This window comes from Bacillus sp. FJAT-22090, from assembly GCF_007676755.1.
Lineage (GTDB): Bacteria > Bacillota > Bacilli > Bacillales_A > Planococcaceae > Psychrobacillus.
This window is the reverse complement of record NZ_VEBK01000022.1, coordinates 1-15307: the sequence shown is the minus strand read 5'-3', so window position 1 is coordinate 15307 and position 15307 is coordinate 1. Positions and strand designations below refer to the sequence as shown.

Annotated in this window: 15 protein-coding genes; 1 reads left to right on the top strand and 14 read right to left on the bottom strand. The window is 36.4% G+C overall.

What is annotated here, in order from left to right:
* Positions 1-67: 67 nt before the first annotated feature.
* The 3 genes from FS486_RS18580 to FS486_RS18570 form a co-directional block, all read right to left on the bottom strand.
* Positions 68-964, bottom strand: coding sequence for a response regulator (locus FS486_RS18580; protein WP_144513721.1), 897 nt, complete (start codon positions 962-964; stop codon positions 68-70).
* 10 nt (positions 965-974) lie between these two features.
* Complete coding sequence (locus tag FS486_RS18575) at positions 975-2216, bottom strand: sensor histidine kinase (RefSeq protein ID WP_260858161.1); 1242 nt, start codon at positions 2214-2216, stop codon at positions 975-977.
* Positions 2217-2325: 109 nt separating this feature from the next.
* Positions 2326-2667 (bottom strand): zinc ribbon domain-containing protein YjdM, encoded by a 342-nt coding sequence (locus FS486_RS18570; protein ID WP_144513719.1) that lies wholly within the window; start codon positions 2665-2667, stop codon positions 2326-2328.
* Between the two features lie 134 nt (positions 2668-2801).
* Here FS486_RS18570 and pgeF point away from each other — a divergent pair, with 134 nt between their 5' ends.
* Positions 2802-3566, top strand: a complete 765-nt coding sequence (gene pgeF / locus FS486_RS18565) for a peptidoglycan editing factor PgeF (RefSeq protein WP_144513717.1) — start codon at positions 2802-2804, stop codon at positions 3564-3566.
* A 129-nt stretch (positions 3567-3695) separates the two neighbouring features.
* Here the strand turns inward: pgeF and FS486_RS18560 are convergent, their stop codons facing one another.
* The 11 genes from FS486_RS18560 to FS486_RS18510 all read right to left on the bottom strand — a co-directional run bounded on the left by FS486_RS18560 (position 3696) and on the right by FS486_RS18510 (position 15078).
* Positions 3696-4688 carry a VanW family protein gene (locus FS486_RS18560; RefSeq protein ID WP_260858160.1) on the bottom strand — a complete coding sequence of 331 codons (993 nt, stop codon included), beginning with the start codon at positions 4686-4688 and terminating at the stop codon, positions 3696-3698.
* A gap of 666 nt (positions 4689-5354) precedes the next feature.
* Positions 5355-6857 carry a malate:quinone oxidoreductase gene (locus FS486_RS18555; RefSeq protein ID WP_144513715.1) on the bottom strand — a complete coding sequence of 501 codons (1503 nt, stop codon included), beginning with the start codon at positions 6855-6857 and terminating at the stop codon, positions 5355-5357.
* A gap of 237 nt (positions 6858-7094) precedes the next feature.
* On the bottom strand, positions 7095-7514 hold the full coding sequence (locus FS486_RS18550) for a MarR family winged helix-turn-helix transcriptional regulator (protein ID WP_144513713.1): 420 nt from the start codon (positions 7512-7514) through the stop codon (positions 7095-7097).
* A gap of 70 nt (positions 7515-7584) precedes the next feature.
* Entirely contained in the window at positions 7585-8319 is a 735-nt protein-coding gene (locus tag FS486_RS18545) for an SDR family NAD(P)-dependent oxidoreductase (protein WP_144513711.1), read from the bottom strand.
* Between the two features lie 12 nt (positions 8320-8331).
* Complete coding sequence (locus FS486_RS18540; protein WP_144513709.1) at positions 8332-9081, bottom strand: SDR family NAD(P)-dependent oxidoreductase; 750 nt, start codon at positions 9079-9081, stop codon at positions 8332-8334.
* Positions 9082-9397: 316 nt separating this feature from the next.
* Entirely contained in the window at positions 9398-10204 is an 807-nt protein-coding gene (locus tag FS486_RS18535; protein WP_144513707.1) for an SDR family NAD(P)-dependent oxidoreductase, read from the bottom strand.
* A gap of 295 nt (positions 10205-10499) precedes the next feature.
* Positions 10500-11327 (bottom strand): MetQ/NlpA family ABC transporter substrate-binding protein, encoded by an 828-nt coding sequence (locus FS486_RS18530; RefSeq protein WP_144513705.1) that lies wholly within the window; start codon positions 11325-11327, stop codon positions 10500-10502.
* A gap of 18 nt (positions 11328-11345) precedes the next feature.
* On the bottom strand, positions 11346-12008 hold the full coding sequence (locus FS486_RS18525; RefSeq protein WP_144513703.1) for a methionine ABC transporter permease: 663 nt from the start codon (positions 12006-12008) through the stop codon (positions 11346-11348).
* Positions 12001-12750: a methionine ABC transporter ATP-binding protein gene (locus FS486_RS18520; protein ID WP_144513701.1), complete on the bottom strand. Its 750-nt coding sequence runs from the start codon at positions 12748-12750 to the stop codon at positions 12001-12003. The genes FS486_RS18525 and FS486_RS18520 overlap by 8 nt, the downstream gene beginning before the upstream one ends.
* A gap of 173 nt (positions 12751-12923) precedes the next feature.
* On the bottom strand, positions 12924-14498 hold the full coding sequence (locus FS486_RS18515; protein ID WP_144513699.1) for a histidine kinase N-terminal 7TM domain-containing diguanylate cyclase: 1575 nt from the start codon (positions 14496-14498) through the stop codon (positions 12924-12926).
* 82 nt (positions 14499-14580) lie between these two features.
* Positions 14581-15078, bottom strand: coding sequence for an LURP-one-related/scramblase family protein (locus tag FS486_RS18510; protein WP_144513697.1), 498 nt, complete (start codon positions 15076-15078; stop codon positions 14581-14583).
* Between the last annotated feature and the right edge of the window lie 229 nt (positions 15079-15307).

The following is a 15307-nucleotide window of genomic DNA, read 5'->3' as shown; positions in this document are numbered from 1 at the left end:
GCACACTTATATAATCCGACAAAATCCGACATTTATTCATTCATTAGTGACAATTCAAATTATTAATTTATTTGGACTGCTTGTATTTATCTAAAACCTCTAAATACAAAACTTGAAGAAATTTTTTATTATTTACCTTCACTTTAAGTTGATCTTCCATCCCTTCTTGTATATGAATCATTTGATTTCTTATTTCTTGAAAGTCAAAAAAACGTGGTGCATAATACTCAAATTCCGGATTCGTATTATCAATAGCTCCTAAAGATGCCAAATTACTCATCGCAGTTAATATTGTTCGTCGTAAGCGTTGTTCCATTGCTTTGCTTTCTCTTTTAGCATCTATCAAAGAGTTACCTGTTTTTAGGGCTACAGCTTCATATAATTCTTTTAAAGGCGGTAACGGAGTCATTTCATTATGCTCCTCTAATAGAAAATTCATAATCGCAATTATGTCCTCACTTCCCGCCTCTCCTACGATTCCCATATTACTCAATGTTGTAAATACGATTTCTTTTACGGTTGATTTTTTAGGGGTATGCATAGAGGAGGGAGTAATATTTGCCAAAGAGTCTCGGATAGCAAGTAAAGAATCCTTGAGACGATATTGTTCTTCTGTTTTTTTCAAAATACTTTGCACTTCAATACGATTAATTGGCTTATGTATGAAATACTCTATACCTTTTTCATATGCCTCTCCGACCATTTCCTTATTAATGACTTGAGAGATCATTATAAATTGCCCTTTAAAACCTTCTTTTCTTAAATGCTCGATTGTTTCGATGCCGTCTAGCTCCGGCATTAAAAAGTCGATTAATACGATGTCTGGTTGTAAAGTAAGAATCGGGGATATGCAACTTGTTCCTTTGTCTGCATCACCGATGACTAAACCAAGATCCCCTTCTGTAATTATCTTTTTTAGCATTGTTCTACTTGCTGTATCATCATCTACTATAAAATAACGCAGGTTTTTTCACTCACTTTCTTACGTTTTTAGTTGGCACTTTCATTTGGAAAACTGTTCCTAGTTCCGATGTCTCAACTAGTATTTCCCCTTCAAGCATTTGTATAATTTCCTGTACATGGGATAGGCCAATGCCAGTTGCAGCTACCCCTTTTTCATTGAACTTTGTCGTGTAACCTGGTTCAAAAATAATAGAAATATCCTCTTTTGGGATCCCTGCCCCAGAATCCTTTATAGAAAAACAAGTAAAGAAAGAATCCTCATACATATGTATATGTATTTCCCCTTTGCCCTGAATAGCTTCTACCGCATTAGCCATTATATTATTCAATAATGCTAAAAGTGGTATTTGCTGTTTGGTCTCAAAATCGAACGCTGCTGTGGAAGAAAACTGTATACTTTTTTTTAAAAGTTGACTATACTTTTCATTTGCATGTATGACGAGCTGAAATATTTCTGAAACGAAAAAAGAATGTTCTTTTTTTACTTCAGTAATATTCTGCAATCCTGCTAAAATTCGTTGGGAGTCCTTTTTTACTTCATGAATTTCTTGAGCAATATGTAATGCCTGAACACTTAATGCCTGCATGTCATTTTGCTTCAACTTTCGATATAAATCATGACTAGAAGCAGTAATCTTTTCTATATGATCCATCGATTTTTGCAAGTAAAGGGTTTCTGCGTATAGCTCTGAGCCAACTGCTAGCATTTCTTCCATTCGCTTTTTTTGTTCCGCCATTGTAATGGAGCTATATAAACCGACAACAAAATAGCTTCGAAAAACTGCCACTCCTAATAGTAATGCCCATTCTTGCAAACCTAAATTCCCATCTTGCATAAACCAATTACGCAAAAGATGCTCCATCCCATTTGCGATGAATTCTAATCCAACTCCCAAAGCCCCCAAAAGAAACGGAGCAGCTCTGTATTTTTCTATTTTAAACAGTCGAAATCCAAGTGCAAACAAAAAATAAAATAAAAAAGCAGGCGTATGATTGATGACACTAGGCCAAAGAGTATCAGCTGCAAACAATATATCCTCTATAATTCGTGCGACCACGACGAACAATCCCGTAATAGTACCCGTTAAAATAAGCGAAGCAGGAGGTCGAATAAGAATAAGCAGAAAGAAAATAATACTTCCTAAACCAAAACGAAAATCCTCCCCATTAAAGGGAATAATTTTAAATTCACTTGCAAAAACAGTCAATAACGCCGTCATTACTAAATTGAACCAATTACTTTTTAATATCATGGAACTCTCCTAGAAGCGCTTATTTAATAATTTGAGTATAACACCGAACTTTATAGAAGAAAAAAAAAGACGAAACATGGAGTTGTCTGCTTCGTCTTTCCATATGAGATTATACTTTTTTTACAAACTCAGATTTTAGTTTCATCGCGCCAAAACCATCTATTTTACAATCAATATCATGATCGCCATCTACTAAACGAATGCTTTTTACTTTTGTTCCTATTTTTAATGTGGAGGAACTTCCTTTTACTTTAAGATCTTTAATAATAGTGACGGAATCTCCATCACTTAAAATATTACCATTTGCATCTTTTACAACCTTTATATGTTCAGTTCCTGCTGTTTCTTCATCAGTAGTCCATTCATGTGCACACTCTGGACATATATATAGATTTCCATCTTCATATGTATATGCTGAATTACATTTTGGACAATTTGGTAAATTAGCCATTCTTTATTTCCTCCTATCGAGCCAGTACGCTATATGCCTCTATACTAACATGAATAGTTTTTTTGGCAACTGGTCTTTTAACACTTTCCTATACATCATTAACTCACTAATATATAGTTAAAAAAGGTGATGAGATGAAAACAAAAATGTACTTACATAATGAAAAGTTTATAGCAGGAATGACTCTTAAAGATAGTGCTGAGCTCGAACTTAACAATATGGCACTTCATGCATGTATTTCTCCTGACCATATATTGGCTAATCGTAAGAAGTTAGCTGATTCCTTGGATTGTAGGTTAGATGATTTCGTCTGTGCAAATCAAACCCACAGTGCACATTTTCAACGGGTAACGTCTAAAGAAAAAGGATATGGAGCAAATCATACGGATTCCGCAATTGCCGATACTGATGCTCTTTATACGTATGAACCTAATTTGTTATTATGTAGCTTTACTGCAGATTGTGTGCCGGTGATGTTTTACAATGAGGTAAGTGGTCTCGTAGGTGTTATTCATTCAGGATGGCAAGGTACCGTAAAAGAAATATCATTGAAGCTTTGGGAACATCTGAAACATGTAGAAAACTGTAATCTAAATAATCTACATGTTCATATTGGGGCAGCTCTGAGCCAAGAAAAATTCGAAGTAGATGTAGATGTATATAATAAATTTAAAGGTTTAGGATATGCGGATAGTTTTATCTATTACAATGAGCGCACCAATAAATATCATATTGATAATCAGCAAACTGTTAAAAAACAATGTGAGTTAGCTGGAATCCCAGCGGAGCAAATTACGATAGATCGAACTTGTACATTCGTAGATCCAAGTGGTTTCTCCTATCGTCAAGACAAACAATGCGGAAGGCATTTAAGTTTCATCATGAAAAAAGGCGATTAATCGAAAGAAGCCTACTTTGTCAAAGGAGTATCCTGCAAAAGCCCACCGATGTTATACATGGATGGGCTTTCGCGTTATCACGACTCTATAAACTATTCTATTTGAAATATGTCTAAGTGAAATTTTTACTTACCCTGAAATAAGTATATGCTCATACTTTTTAGAAGTTCTTACTTCTATTGTAAGAAATCCATTACCATATATCGCCTTTATCATAAAAGGTGCTTCACTTGTATTTTGAAATCTAAAATCTAACGTGCCATATGAAACAGTTGCATCTCTTCCTTTTGGTACATAGCCCACGTCCAATGAATGATGATTTCTCTCCACATATTCTACTGGTAATTGATCAACTACATTAAAAAGTGTTGAGGAAGTTTGACAAACACCTCCACCGATTCCCATGACAAGTTTCTTATTTATTATTTCCGGTGCAGGCTGGTAGCCATTTTCTTCGTCTCTTGGCCCTGTCAACATATTAAACGAGAAATAGTCCCCAGTTCCAACGACAACATTATTAATAGCTTCTGCTGAAAGTTCAATGTTTTTGTTTCTATCCACGTCCTCGGTATTAAAGTACGTTGTATAAGAAGCAACCATTACATCCTCTAAGTGAGGAAGATCTTCAACCGGATACTTACTTTCTGTTATATACAAGGGAATTTCAACATCCGTTCCAGTAGTTGATGCTTCTAAAATTTTCTCCACCAATTCACTTTCTTTTAAAATAATTCTTGGACTTCCTTTAATAAAGCTTCCATTTTCGTCCATTTTATCAAGAACCATTCTCTTGTCATAACCAGCTTCGGATTTTGTACCCCTTGCTAATACATAAGCTATTTGCTCAATTTGCTTTTTATATGCCTCGAAGTCTGTGTCGTATCCTAATTCTTGTGGTGATAATGTTTTAATAGTTTTTAACGTAAATGGATCTAGAATATTTACAACTAAAGGACTTGTTTCTTCTTCCTCTTTTTCATAAACTACGGGTGTTTTTACCTCCACAGAAGGCAGTTTTTGTACATTGTCATCTGTTTCTAACTCCTCACTTACTACATTCCCTAGACAACCTGCTAGTCCTAATGAACATAAAGTTAAGACTAAAATAAACCATTTTCTCACAATATCGTACTCCTAGCTATAAGATAATTCTCATTGACATCTTATTCGCGAAGTTACGACAATGTGCTACATTTGAATAATTTTAGCCTTAGCCAATAAAGTTCTTTCTTTTACATCAAAAAACCGGGCAAAAAGACACAGCATAGATATACCGTTGATTTCCGCTCCGGGCAGATGCTTTTTCGAGGTCACGGCTTCAATCTCCTCGTCCCTTTGTTCTCGCGATGCTTCCGGCTCGTGCTATACCCACGGGGAGCACCATCCTGCGCTCTAATCAACCATGTTCACTTTACAAAAAAGAATAAGAAACAGTTAAATAAACTAGTATTACTTGAAAAACGTCAAGATGAAATTAACGCTAGTAATAAGGAAAACCTTATCATCTAAGCGATATGCATTGCCCAATCAGCTAATGAAGTACTCCTCATTATTGATTGAAGTGAAAGGTGGCGACTCCCCCTGCGGAACGCGTCCACTTGAATCGGAAACCAGTAGTAAACCCTCACTTTTAACTATTGGAAACCCTAAGTTCACCGTACATTTTTATAAACTTTGGATTACTTGGAGTAAGTCATAAAACAAGTCCCCATTTTATAGTTTCCTTACAGACAAAAAAGCCCTCACTCTATGTAAGGGCTTTGACTACTTTGATATATAAAGAATGATTTAATGATTAGCAGAAACTTCAGCGTTTAAAGCAAGTGCCTCTGCAGTTGAGGCATGAATCTCATGCAGTAGCTCTGGATTTTCCATTAGAGATACACGATAAGAAGGGATCATTTCTTTAATTTTCGCATCCCATTCTTGCATATGCTGTGGAAAACATTTACTAAGTATCTCCAACATCGCGTGAACAGCAGTAGAAGCTCCAGGAGATGCCCCTAACAATGCCGCAATTGAACCATCAGCGGCAGTAACAATCTCCGTACCAAATTGAAGTGTTCCTTTACCACCAGCCTCTGTGTCCTTAATAACTTGTACACGTTGACCTGCAACCACTGTATCCCAATCCTCGAGTTTAGCATTAGGGATGAATTCTCTCAACTCTTCTATACGCTTTTCTTTCGATAACATAACTTGTTGGATCAGATACTTTGTCAATGACATCTCTTTTGCACCTGCTGCCAACATCGTTACGAGATTATCTGGTTTTACCGAAGTTACTAAATCAAGCATAGAGCCAGTTTTTAAGAACTTTGGTGAGAAACCAGCAAAAGGTCCAAACAATAATGATTTTTTATTGTCAATAAATCTTGTATCAAGATGGGGAACAGACATCGGTGGAGCGCCTACTTTTGCTTTTCCATAAACTTTTGCATGATGCTGTTCTACTACATCTGGATTGTTGCAGACTAAGAATAGACCGCTTACAGGGAATCCCCCAATATGTTTTCCTTCAGGAATACCCGACTTTTGTAATAGATGTAAGCTTCCGCCTCCGCCTCCGACAAAAACGAATTTTGCATTGTGGTATTCTATCTTACCTTCTGCTTCATTTTTCACTTTCACTTCCCACTTGCCATCGTCCGTACGTTTAAGATTTTCAACACCATGTTTGTAACGAATATCTACGTTTTTAGTTTTTAAGTGTTCAAGTAACATGCGCGTCAGAGCACCAAAATTAACATCTGTTCCAGTATCGATTTTGGTCGCAGCTAAAGGCTCATTCGACACACGGTCTTTCATAATAAGCGGAATCCATTCCATTAGTTTGGCTGGATCATCGGAAAATTCCATTCCTTTAAACAAAGGGTTATTTGACAACGCTTCAAAACGTTTCTTTAAAAAAGTTACATTTTCTTCACCTTGTACCATACTCATATGAGGTAAAGGCATGATAAAGTCTTGCGGATTATTTATCAGCTTACTATTCACAAGATACGACCAAAATTGCATGGACAGCTGAAACTGTTCATTAATTTTGATAGCCTTACTAATATCTATAGATCCATCTGGCTTTTCGACAGTGTAGTTAAGCTCGCACAGTGCAGCATGCCCTGTTCCTGCATTATTCCATTCGTTAGAGCTTTCTTCCCCTGCATTTTCGAGCTTCTCAAACACTTTAATATTCCATTCTGGTGCTAATTCTTTCAAAAGTGTCCCTAAAGTTGCACTCATGATGCCAGCACCGATTAAAATGACGTCTGTTGTATTTTCTCGATTGCTCATTTTTACCATCCTTATACTCTAAAATTTACACAAAAGGATGCAGGTACTCTTACCTAGGTATCTTACCGAGGCAAAAATACGACCTAGACACACACCTTTTCTGCCTTAATTATAACCATGTCCTAGTGCATTACAGTATTTATAGATTAAACACCTATTATTATAGTACAATTGTAAGTTATTTAAAAGCCGATTAAAGGTAAGAATTCTTTCCCAGGGTCTATAAACTAAATAAAATCACTGAAGACCATTAAGCTTTTCATAAATTTCCGCTAGTTGTTGCTTTTCATCATCTGTTAACTTTTCAAATAGAGTACGGCGTAATGCATGCCCTTCTTGGTTTGCCCTATGCACCGTATCAACACCTTTATTGGTAATTTGTAAATAAATAATACGACGATCGGATTCATCTATTACCCTAATGGCCAATTTTTTTAGAACAAGTTTTTCCGATAAATGAGTGAGGGTTGCGGGGGTTAATCCAAGTGTTTTTGCAAGATCAGATGGACGACTTTTACCATACTCTTTCAAATGTGCAAGTACAAGTACATGAGATATACCAAGCTCTTCATTGAATGTCTTATTCCACTGAACGATTAAATTATTTGTAAATTTATCCATATTATGAATTAGTTCAAAAATTGTCTGTTCTTTCATAAGAATAAATCCTCGCTTTCCATAAGGGAAAGCCCCTAATCAAAATTAGGGGCTTTCTTTAGCATACACATTATTGAGCTGAGAATCCACCGTCTATAACTAGTTCTGCACCTGTGATGTATGAGGAATCATCCGATGCTAAGAACAATGCAGCGTTTGCTATATCCATAGGTTTTCCTAGTCGTTGCAAAGGTGTTGCTTGAATTAAGCGACCAAGAAGTTCCTTAGATGTACTTAAAGTTTGGGTCATTGGTGTTTCAATAATTCCAGGGAAAAGTGTATTTACACGTACACCTTGATTTCCAAATGTTGTTGCAGCTGCTTTTGAGATTGCACGCACTGCACCCTTGGAAGCAGAATAATGATTGAAGCCTTGACCAATTTGGGCTGTATAGGAAGAAATATTGATGATAGAACCATTCTTTTGAGCTGCCATATATGGAGCAACATGCTTCATACCGGCAAATGGACCGAAACCATTAATCGAAAGCATTTTTTGCCAATCATCTAAATCAATTTCTTGAAATGGTTTTTCTGATGATATCCCCGCATTATTTACAAGAATATCAATTTTACCGAAACGATCATTCACTTCTTTGGCTAATGCTTTCCAATCCTCGTCCGATGCAACGTTTAGTTTCATCCCATAGACATTTTCTTTTTGACTTGCTCTTTCAAGTGCCGCTTCATTAATATCAGCAGCAATGACAATTGCACCTTCTTGGCTAAACAAATCAACCATGCTTTCACCAATTCCTGAAGCGCCCCCTGTAATTATTGCTACTTTATTTTCTAATTTTCCCATGATAATCTCTCCTTAACGTAATTTTATAGCCCCACCGTCAACCATGATAGTTTGACCCGTAATATAATTTGAATCATCGCTTGCCAAGAATACAGCTACTTGTCCGATATCCTGCTCTGGATCACCAAGTCGGCGTAGCGGAATCTTATTAATCATCGCATCGTATAGTTGTGGAGCACTTTCACTCCATTGCTCAACTCCCAGTGTCAATGCAATTGGGGAGATTAAGTTAACATTAATACCTTCAGGACCCCATTCATTGGCTGCGACACGGGAGATTGCACGAATCGCTTCTTTTGCAGCAGCATAAGAAGTTTGAGTGACTTGTCCATCGATTCCGGCTCCTGAAGCAAAGTTGATGACCTTTCCTCGAGATTTTTTTAGTTCAGGATAGGCTGCCTGCATAAAGTGAAAGGTAGGATAGAAACCTGTACCAAAAGATAGATCAAGTTGATCTTGTGTTGTTTCAATAAAGGATGCTTGCCTAGAGACATGTGCATTATTTACCATAATATCCAACTTACCAAATTTCTTTATAACATCCGCAACGATTTCGTAAACGTTCTCTTTAATCGAGATATCTTTAATAAAAAGTGTTCCTTCTGTATATTGATTGACCTCAGTAAGAGTTTCTTTTCCTTTTTCTTCATTGACATCAACAATTGCAATATGTGCACCTTCTTTTGCCATTGCCAGTGCAATTCCTTTTCCAATTCCGGAAGCACTACCCGTTACAATTGCAACTTTACCTTGTAACTTCATTAGAATAACCTCTTTCCACATATATTTAGATATCTAAATATTTAACATCTAAATAGTAGCAAATCTTTTAATTGTTTTGCAAGAAATCTGGTTTGGTCATAGGTACTTTTTCTTTATAAGAAAAAATGCACAGACAATCGGATTGCCTTGTACATTTTTGTATTTCTTTATTTAATACCAAAATCTTGCTGTTATTAATTTCTTTTTCTTATTGAAGCAACGATTTATAGCATGTATCAATTGTATAAAAAACAGAAATGAAACTTCCCGTGTAATGCCAATAAATTAATAATAAACGATTACATTAACGGTACTATTAGCTTTGTGCTTTTTTCATAAATTCAGTGAAGTCCGCAATACTTGGGTTGGCGATATAATGACCGCCTTCTACTTGGATTGTCTGTCCAGTTATAAATTTCGATTCATCTGATGCTAAAAATAGCACTGTATATCCAATATCATCTGGTTCTCCATGATATGGTAGCACATTATACTTAGCAAATATATCCAGTACTTCCGGTACCATATTCTTCTCCGCTGCAGGGGTTAAGATTAATCCAGGTGCCACTGCATTACAACGAATCTGATCCTTCCCATATTGGGTAGCAATATATTTCGTAAGATTTACGACTGCGGCTTTTGATGCTCCGTAAGCAGCACGAATAGAATCACCAGTAAATCCAGCCATAGAGGCTGTGTTAATAATCGAACCACCTCCAGCTTCGATCATATGTGGTATAGCAAATTTACTCCCTACTAGAACACTCTTTAGATTTACATTCATAAGGCGATCCCACTCATCTAGATCCATATTAACGACGTCTAAATCCTTTTTCAGATTTGTTAAACCTACATTATTAAATAGAACCGAAATCTTTCCAAAATGCTTAACGGTAAACTCAATAGCTTCCTTAATAGAACTTTCATCTCCAGCATCAAGGAATAAACCGAAAGCTTCTCCGCCTTCAGCTTTTATATTTTCTGCCGCTTCCTTTGCACCTTCCACATTGAAATCAGCAATAACTACTTTTGCCCCTTCTTTTGCCAAAAGCGTTGCTGCCGATAATCCTATACCTGAAGCGCCGCCGGTTACTAATGCAACTTTATTTTCAACTCTTCCCATCTTTTAATAACCCCTTCCTTATAAGAGACACCATTAGCTATTCATGTAATCTCGTTTTATATATTTAGATATTTAGATATCTAAATATTTGACATCTAAATAATAACAGAAATATTTTACTACGGCAATGAGTACGATTTCCATAAGATATTCTTGTTCTTTTGGGTATTCTAATCCTCCAAAATATTAAAATGATATCATTTTACAACCAACAAGCTGTATCTCCGAACTTAATGCCTTTTCTATAAAAAAAGAGCTATTCACGTTGTAAAACAACATGAATAGCTCTTCTCTATTAGAATGCTGGAATTGCAGTTTCATCATAATTTTTTTCTAAAAACTCTCGAACTTCTGGACTTGTCATTGCTTCAGCTAGCTTTTGAATGGCCTCTGATTCTGCATTATCTTTGCGTGCTACTAGCGTAATAGCAAAGTCGTTTTCTGCTCCTTCAGTTAAAAGCGCATCGCTTTTTGGTGTCAGACCAAGTGGTGCTGCGTAGGCAGGGGTCATAATTACTGCATCGGCATCATCATACATTCTCGCTAACATTAACAAATCTACTTCTTCAAACTTAAAGTTTTTTGGATTTTCCACTACATCTGTCTTCGTATAATAAGGACCTGTTTTTTCTTGTAAAGTAATAGCATCATGTTGTGCTAGCAATGCCAAAGAACGGTCTATATTAGAAACATCATTTGCAATGGCAATTACCGCACCCTCTGGTAATTCGTCCATCGAGTTATATTTTTTAGAATAAACGCCATAATTCGCAAAATAAATAGGGACAACTGGGACTAGCTCTGTATCATTGTTTCTATTGAATTGCTCCATATACGGAACATGTTGGAAGAAGTTCGCATCTACCTCGCCCGCTGCAAGAGCACTGTTAGGTTGTACATTGTCACTCAATACAACCATTTCAAGTTTAATTCCTTCCTCTGCTAGCTTAGGTTTAACAAGATCCAAAATTTCCGTCATTGGGGGGATTAGTGAAGCAACCTTCAATGTTACTTCTTCTTGTTCTTTCTCTTGCACTTTTTCCTTATCCTTCACTTCATTCTTCTGACTACAACCTGCTAATATTAAAGTTATCATTGTAAGTAGAACAAGTATTTTCTTCATTTTCTTTCCTCCTATTACTTATCTTTTATCAATCCCTCTGGATACAGTTGTTCCAATAAATTGTAAGAGCTGTACCAATATGACCATAATAATAATCACATAAATCATTAAGTCCGTTTTAAATTGTTGATATCCATAACGAATGGCAAAGTCTCCTATACCACCGCCTCCGACAACTCCCATAATCGTCGAATACGATATAAAACTAATAATCGATGTTGTTAACCCAAGTACAAGCCCTGAACGGGCCTCTACGTAAATAAATTTAAAAACCACTTCCTTAACAGAAGCCCCCATAGAAACAGCCGCTTCTATAACACCTTTTGGTACTTCCAATAAAGATTGCTCGACTAATCGTGAATAGTGAGCTATAGCAATTATAGATAATGGAACAGTTGCAGCTGCTGTACCAATTGCCGTTCCCATAATTAATCTTGTAAATGGGATTAAAAAAACTACTAGCAATAAAAACGGAAAAGAACGTATTATATTGACCAATAAGTTTAAAGTCGAAAAAACAATCCGATTCTCCAGCATTTGACCCTTCCTAGAAAGGTAAAGATACGTACCAACTGGTAGCCCTATTAAAATTGCCGCTAAAATAGACACCCCAACCATTACAAAGGTTTCTCCAATAGATGTCCAAATTTCAGCCTCATATTGAACTAATATCTCAGGCATGGTGGGTCACACCCTCCTTTGTTAATTGTTCGATAAAGTATTCTGGACTATTATGTGATTGTAGAACTCTGTTCGTTTCTATTGATACCGTGTCATATACTTCACCGTCTGACATTACAGTTACACGGTTACATATACTTTTAATCACATCCATCTCATGACTGACAATGACAATTGTAACACCTAAGCTTTTATTTATATTTTCTAATACTGCTAATATTTCAGCGGTTGTATTGGGATCTAGAGAAGAAGTGGGTTCATCACATAACAAAACTTGCGGATTATTCGCCAATGCCCTAGCGATTGCAACACGCTGTTTTTGTCCTCCGCTTAATTGTGCAGGATATTTATCCAACAAACTTTCCAGCCCAACAAACTGAAGGCACTCCAGTACACGGCTTTTGCGTTCTTTTTTCGGAAATCTTGCGAGTTCTAATGATACAACTACATTTTCGTATACTGTTTTATTGGCCACTAGATTAAAATGTTGAAAAATCATCCCTATAGATTTCCGAGCCTGTCGAAGTTCTTTTCTGTTCAGCTTCGTTAGTGTTTGGCCATCCACTATCACTTCGCCTTCATTGGGGATTTCCAACAAATTCATCAGCCGAAGCAGGGTGGATTTACCCGCTCCACTAGCACCGATTATGCCGTGAATCTCTCCTATATTTAAAGTTAAGGATACCGAATTAATGGCTAGAAATTTCGAAAAACGTTTACTGACATTATGTAATTCAATCATAAAAAAACCCCTTTCTGACTAGTTGAAGGGTGATTACAATGGTTTTTATTATAGACTATTATGCTAGCACTGTCATTTTGGCGGAAAATTTCGTGAATAGTGATACAAATGTAAAATAATGACCAGGCCTCCAATATACTAGGAGGACCTGGTCATTAGTAGCATTCACATTTTCAATTAACCATTTCCAGACTAGCTGAATAGACATGTACTCGATTGCGCCCCTCTTCCTTAGCTGAATATAAGGCTTTATCCGCTTTATTCAAAAGCTGAGATAGTGTCTCCTCTAACTCTTCCATTGCTTCAGCCACCCCAAAGCTTAACGTAACAGAGATAATCCCTTCAGTATTAATGAGGGGGTGAATCTCTAGACTTTTCCGCAGTAAATTGCCTAATACTTCTCCTTCTGATGCTGTAGACCCTTTCAGTGCAAGAACGAACTCCTCCCCACCATATCGAGCAAAGAATTGTCCCTCCTCCAGTTGGGATTGGCAAACTTTTACAACATGTACGAGCAATTGATCCCCAACATGATGTCCATACGTATCATTTACCTTTTTAAAATAATCAATATCCATCAATACTATTGTAAATGGAGAGGAAAACTTTTTTGATGCATTAAAGTCTTGCTCACATTGGTGCAAAAAAGCTCGTCGGTTGTAGATTTGGGTAAGCTCATCATAATAAGCTTGATGCTCTAATTTTACTTGGAGTCTTTTTATCTCCGTAATATCCGTAAAAATTAATAACTGCCCTTTTCTATTCTTCGCATGTTCCAACGGAGTACTTCGAATTTGATAAGTACAATCCGCATGATTAGTGGCTAGTTGTAATTCCTGACTATGTTCATCAACATTTTCTAATTTAAAAGGAAATAGATCTCCTGATAGTTCAAACCACACTTTATCAAAATGCTGACCTAGCATTGATTTATCCAGTCGAGGAAACATACGCTTGCAGGATTGATTAAACTCAATTAGCCGATAAGATTCATCTAATACAATAGCACCATCATTTATACTATTGAAAATAGTATCTTTAGCAATTGGCATAATTGCAAACAAACGCGAAGAGCTAATAGACCATAAATATAATAAAGAAGAAAGCCATAAGATTATCGGTACAGGGTCAACGCCTGGAGGAGTGGCCCCAATTAAATATAGAAAAGCCGTAAGCATCGGAACAAGTTGACCACATATTAACGCGATTAGCTGTGGACGATAAGGCTTGGCCGTTTCTTTCCAGCGAGAGATCAATAATAAAAAAGCTACAAACATGCAGGAAAATATGAAAACACCATGAATCATATACCAAATTCCTATTTCCTGATAAACGTATGGAGCCCCCAAAGTTGGATCAATTTGAATTACTCTATAATGAAGATGATGCCAATTATTCGTTGCTACCATGATCAAAGTAACAAAGGGAAGAACAAGAAGGGCAAGACATCTTTTTTTCGTAACTTTAATACCCAAATAATGCATAGTAAACAATAATCCTAAGGGTGGGGAAAATGGCATACCGACATACTGAATGATTGTCCAAAATTGTATTTGTTCAATTGTCGTTGATACTAAGCCCATAGCAGAAGCAAAACAATAAATGCTAATAGCTCCCGTATAAAGAATAAAGTAGTTAGCAATACTCGTATAATTATGACGCTTCATAAACACATATATGCATAAGTACAAATTAAGTACTCCCGATGTACAAACAAGCGTAATATATGCTGTCAATTGCGATTCCACGGTTGATACCCTCTTTTAGATAACATTTTTTCTATTAATGTAGCATATATAAAAAAATAAATGGGGATTTTATTTGCTCACATTAAATCGTCCCTGCCGAGGAGGCAGCTGCTTGGTCTGCCTTAACACAATCAATGGCAACAACAAACGCAATAATAATAGCCTCCATTTCCTCATTCTCTATTTGTACCTTATAACTATCACCCCAAGTGAACCACTCCTTCGTCACTTTACCGATGACTACACCATGCTGTAAAACTTGAAAATTCATATCCCACCAGTTACCATTTACTTTAATGTCTGCTGCATCGATCGTATAGCGTGCTTTAAACAAAGAGAACTCCTTCTTAATCGTTAACACTTCCCGCCCATTTACCTCCACAAAAAACTTCGGTAAAAAGCTGAATACCTTTTTCGTAATAAGAGCAACTTCATCTCTTGTTTCATTCATAATGGAGAATGTCTTTGGAATTTTCATAAAACTGCCTTCCACGTAATATACATCCTTTTCCTGCTGATCCTTTACCGTAAATTTGCCACTTAAACTAAACACTTTTTGCTTTATATATAGAAGTTTCATACTATGCCTCCTTTGATTTCTTTCTCGAATACCGAAGATATTTTAATATTTTTCAATATCACGCAAACTTTAAACTTTCTAGTTAGAAAAGAAGGTCGTTCTATTAGTTAGTGCAATGAAAAACTCCTCCAAATGATATATAGCGAGTAAGTGACAACTTACTCGCTTCAGACTGTAGACAAACTCGAAATTTCGAGTTTGCCTACAGTCTTTTTTGTTTTAAAATAAA

What these genes read in the sequence shown, in the direction of transcription:
- FS486_RS18545 (WP_144513711.1), bottom strand. Translation starts at nt 8,319, where the DNA reads ATGGGAAAATTAGAAAATAAAGTAGCAATAATTACAGGGGGCGCTTCA.
- FS486_RS18535 (WP_144513707.1), bottom strand. Translation starts at nt 10,204, where the DNA reads ATGGGAAGAGTTGAAAATAAAGTTGCATTAGTAACCGGCGGCGCTTCA.
- FS486_RS18555 (WP_144513715.1), bottom strand. Translation starts at nt 6,857, where the DNA reads ATGAGCAATCGAGAAAATACAACAGACGTCATTTTAATCGGTGCTGGC.
- FS486_RS18530 (WP_144513705.1), bottom strand. Translation starts at nt 11,327, where the DNA reads ATGAAGAAAATACTTGTTCTACTTACAATGATAACTTTAATATTAGCA.
- FS486_RS18525 (WP_144513703.1), bottom strand. Translation starts at nt 12,008, where the DNA reads ATGCCTGAGATATTAGTTCAATATGAGGCTGAAATTTGGACATCTATT.
- FS486_RS18550 (WP_144513713.1), bottom strand. Translation starts at nt 7,514, where the DNA reads ATGAAAGAACAGACAATTTTTGAACTAATTCATAATATGGATAAATTT.
- pgeF (WP_144513717.1), top strand. Translation starts at nt 2,802, where the DNA reads ATGAAAACAAAAATGTACTTACATAATGAAAAGTTTATAGCAGGAATG.
- FS486_RS18510 (WP_144513697.1), bottom strand. Translation starts at nt 15,078, where the DNA reads ATGAAACTTCTATATATAAAGCAAAAAGTGTTTAGTTTAAGTGGCAAA.
- FS486_RS18575 (WP_260858161.1), bottom strand. Translation starts at nt 2,216, where the DNA reads ATGATATTAAAAAGTAATTGGTTCAATTTAGTAATGACGGCGTTATTG.
- FS486_RS18570 (WP_144513719.1), bottom strand. Translation starts at nt 2,667, where the DNA reads ATGGCTAATTTACCAAATTGTCCAAAATGTAATTCAGCATATACATAT.
- FS486_RS18520 (WP_144513701.1), bottom strand. Translation starts at nt 12,750, where the DNA reads ATGATTGAATTACATAATGTCAGTAAACGTTTTTCGAAATTTCTAGCC.
- FS486_RS18540 (WP_144513709.1), bottom strand. Translation starts at nt 9,081, where the DNA reads ATGAAGTTACAAGGTAAAGTTGCAATTGTAACGGGTAGTGCTTCCGGA.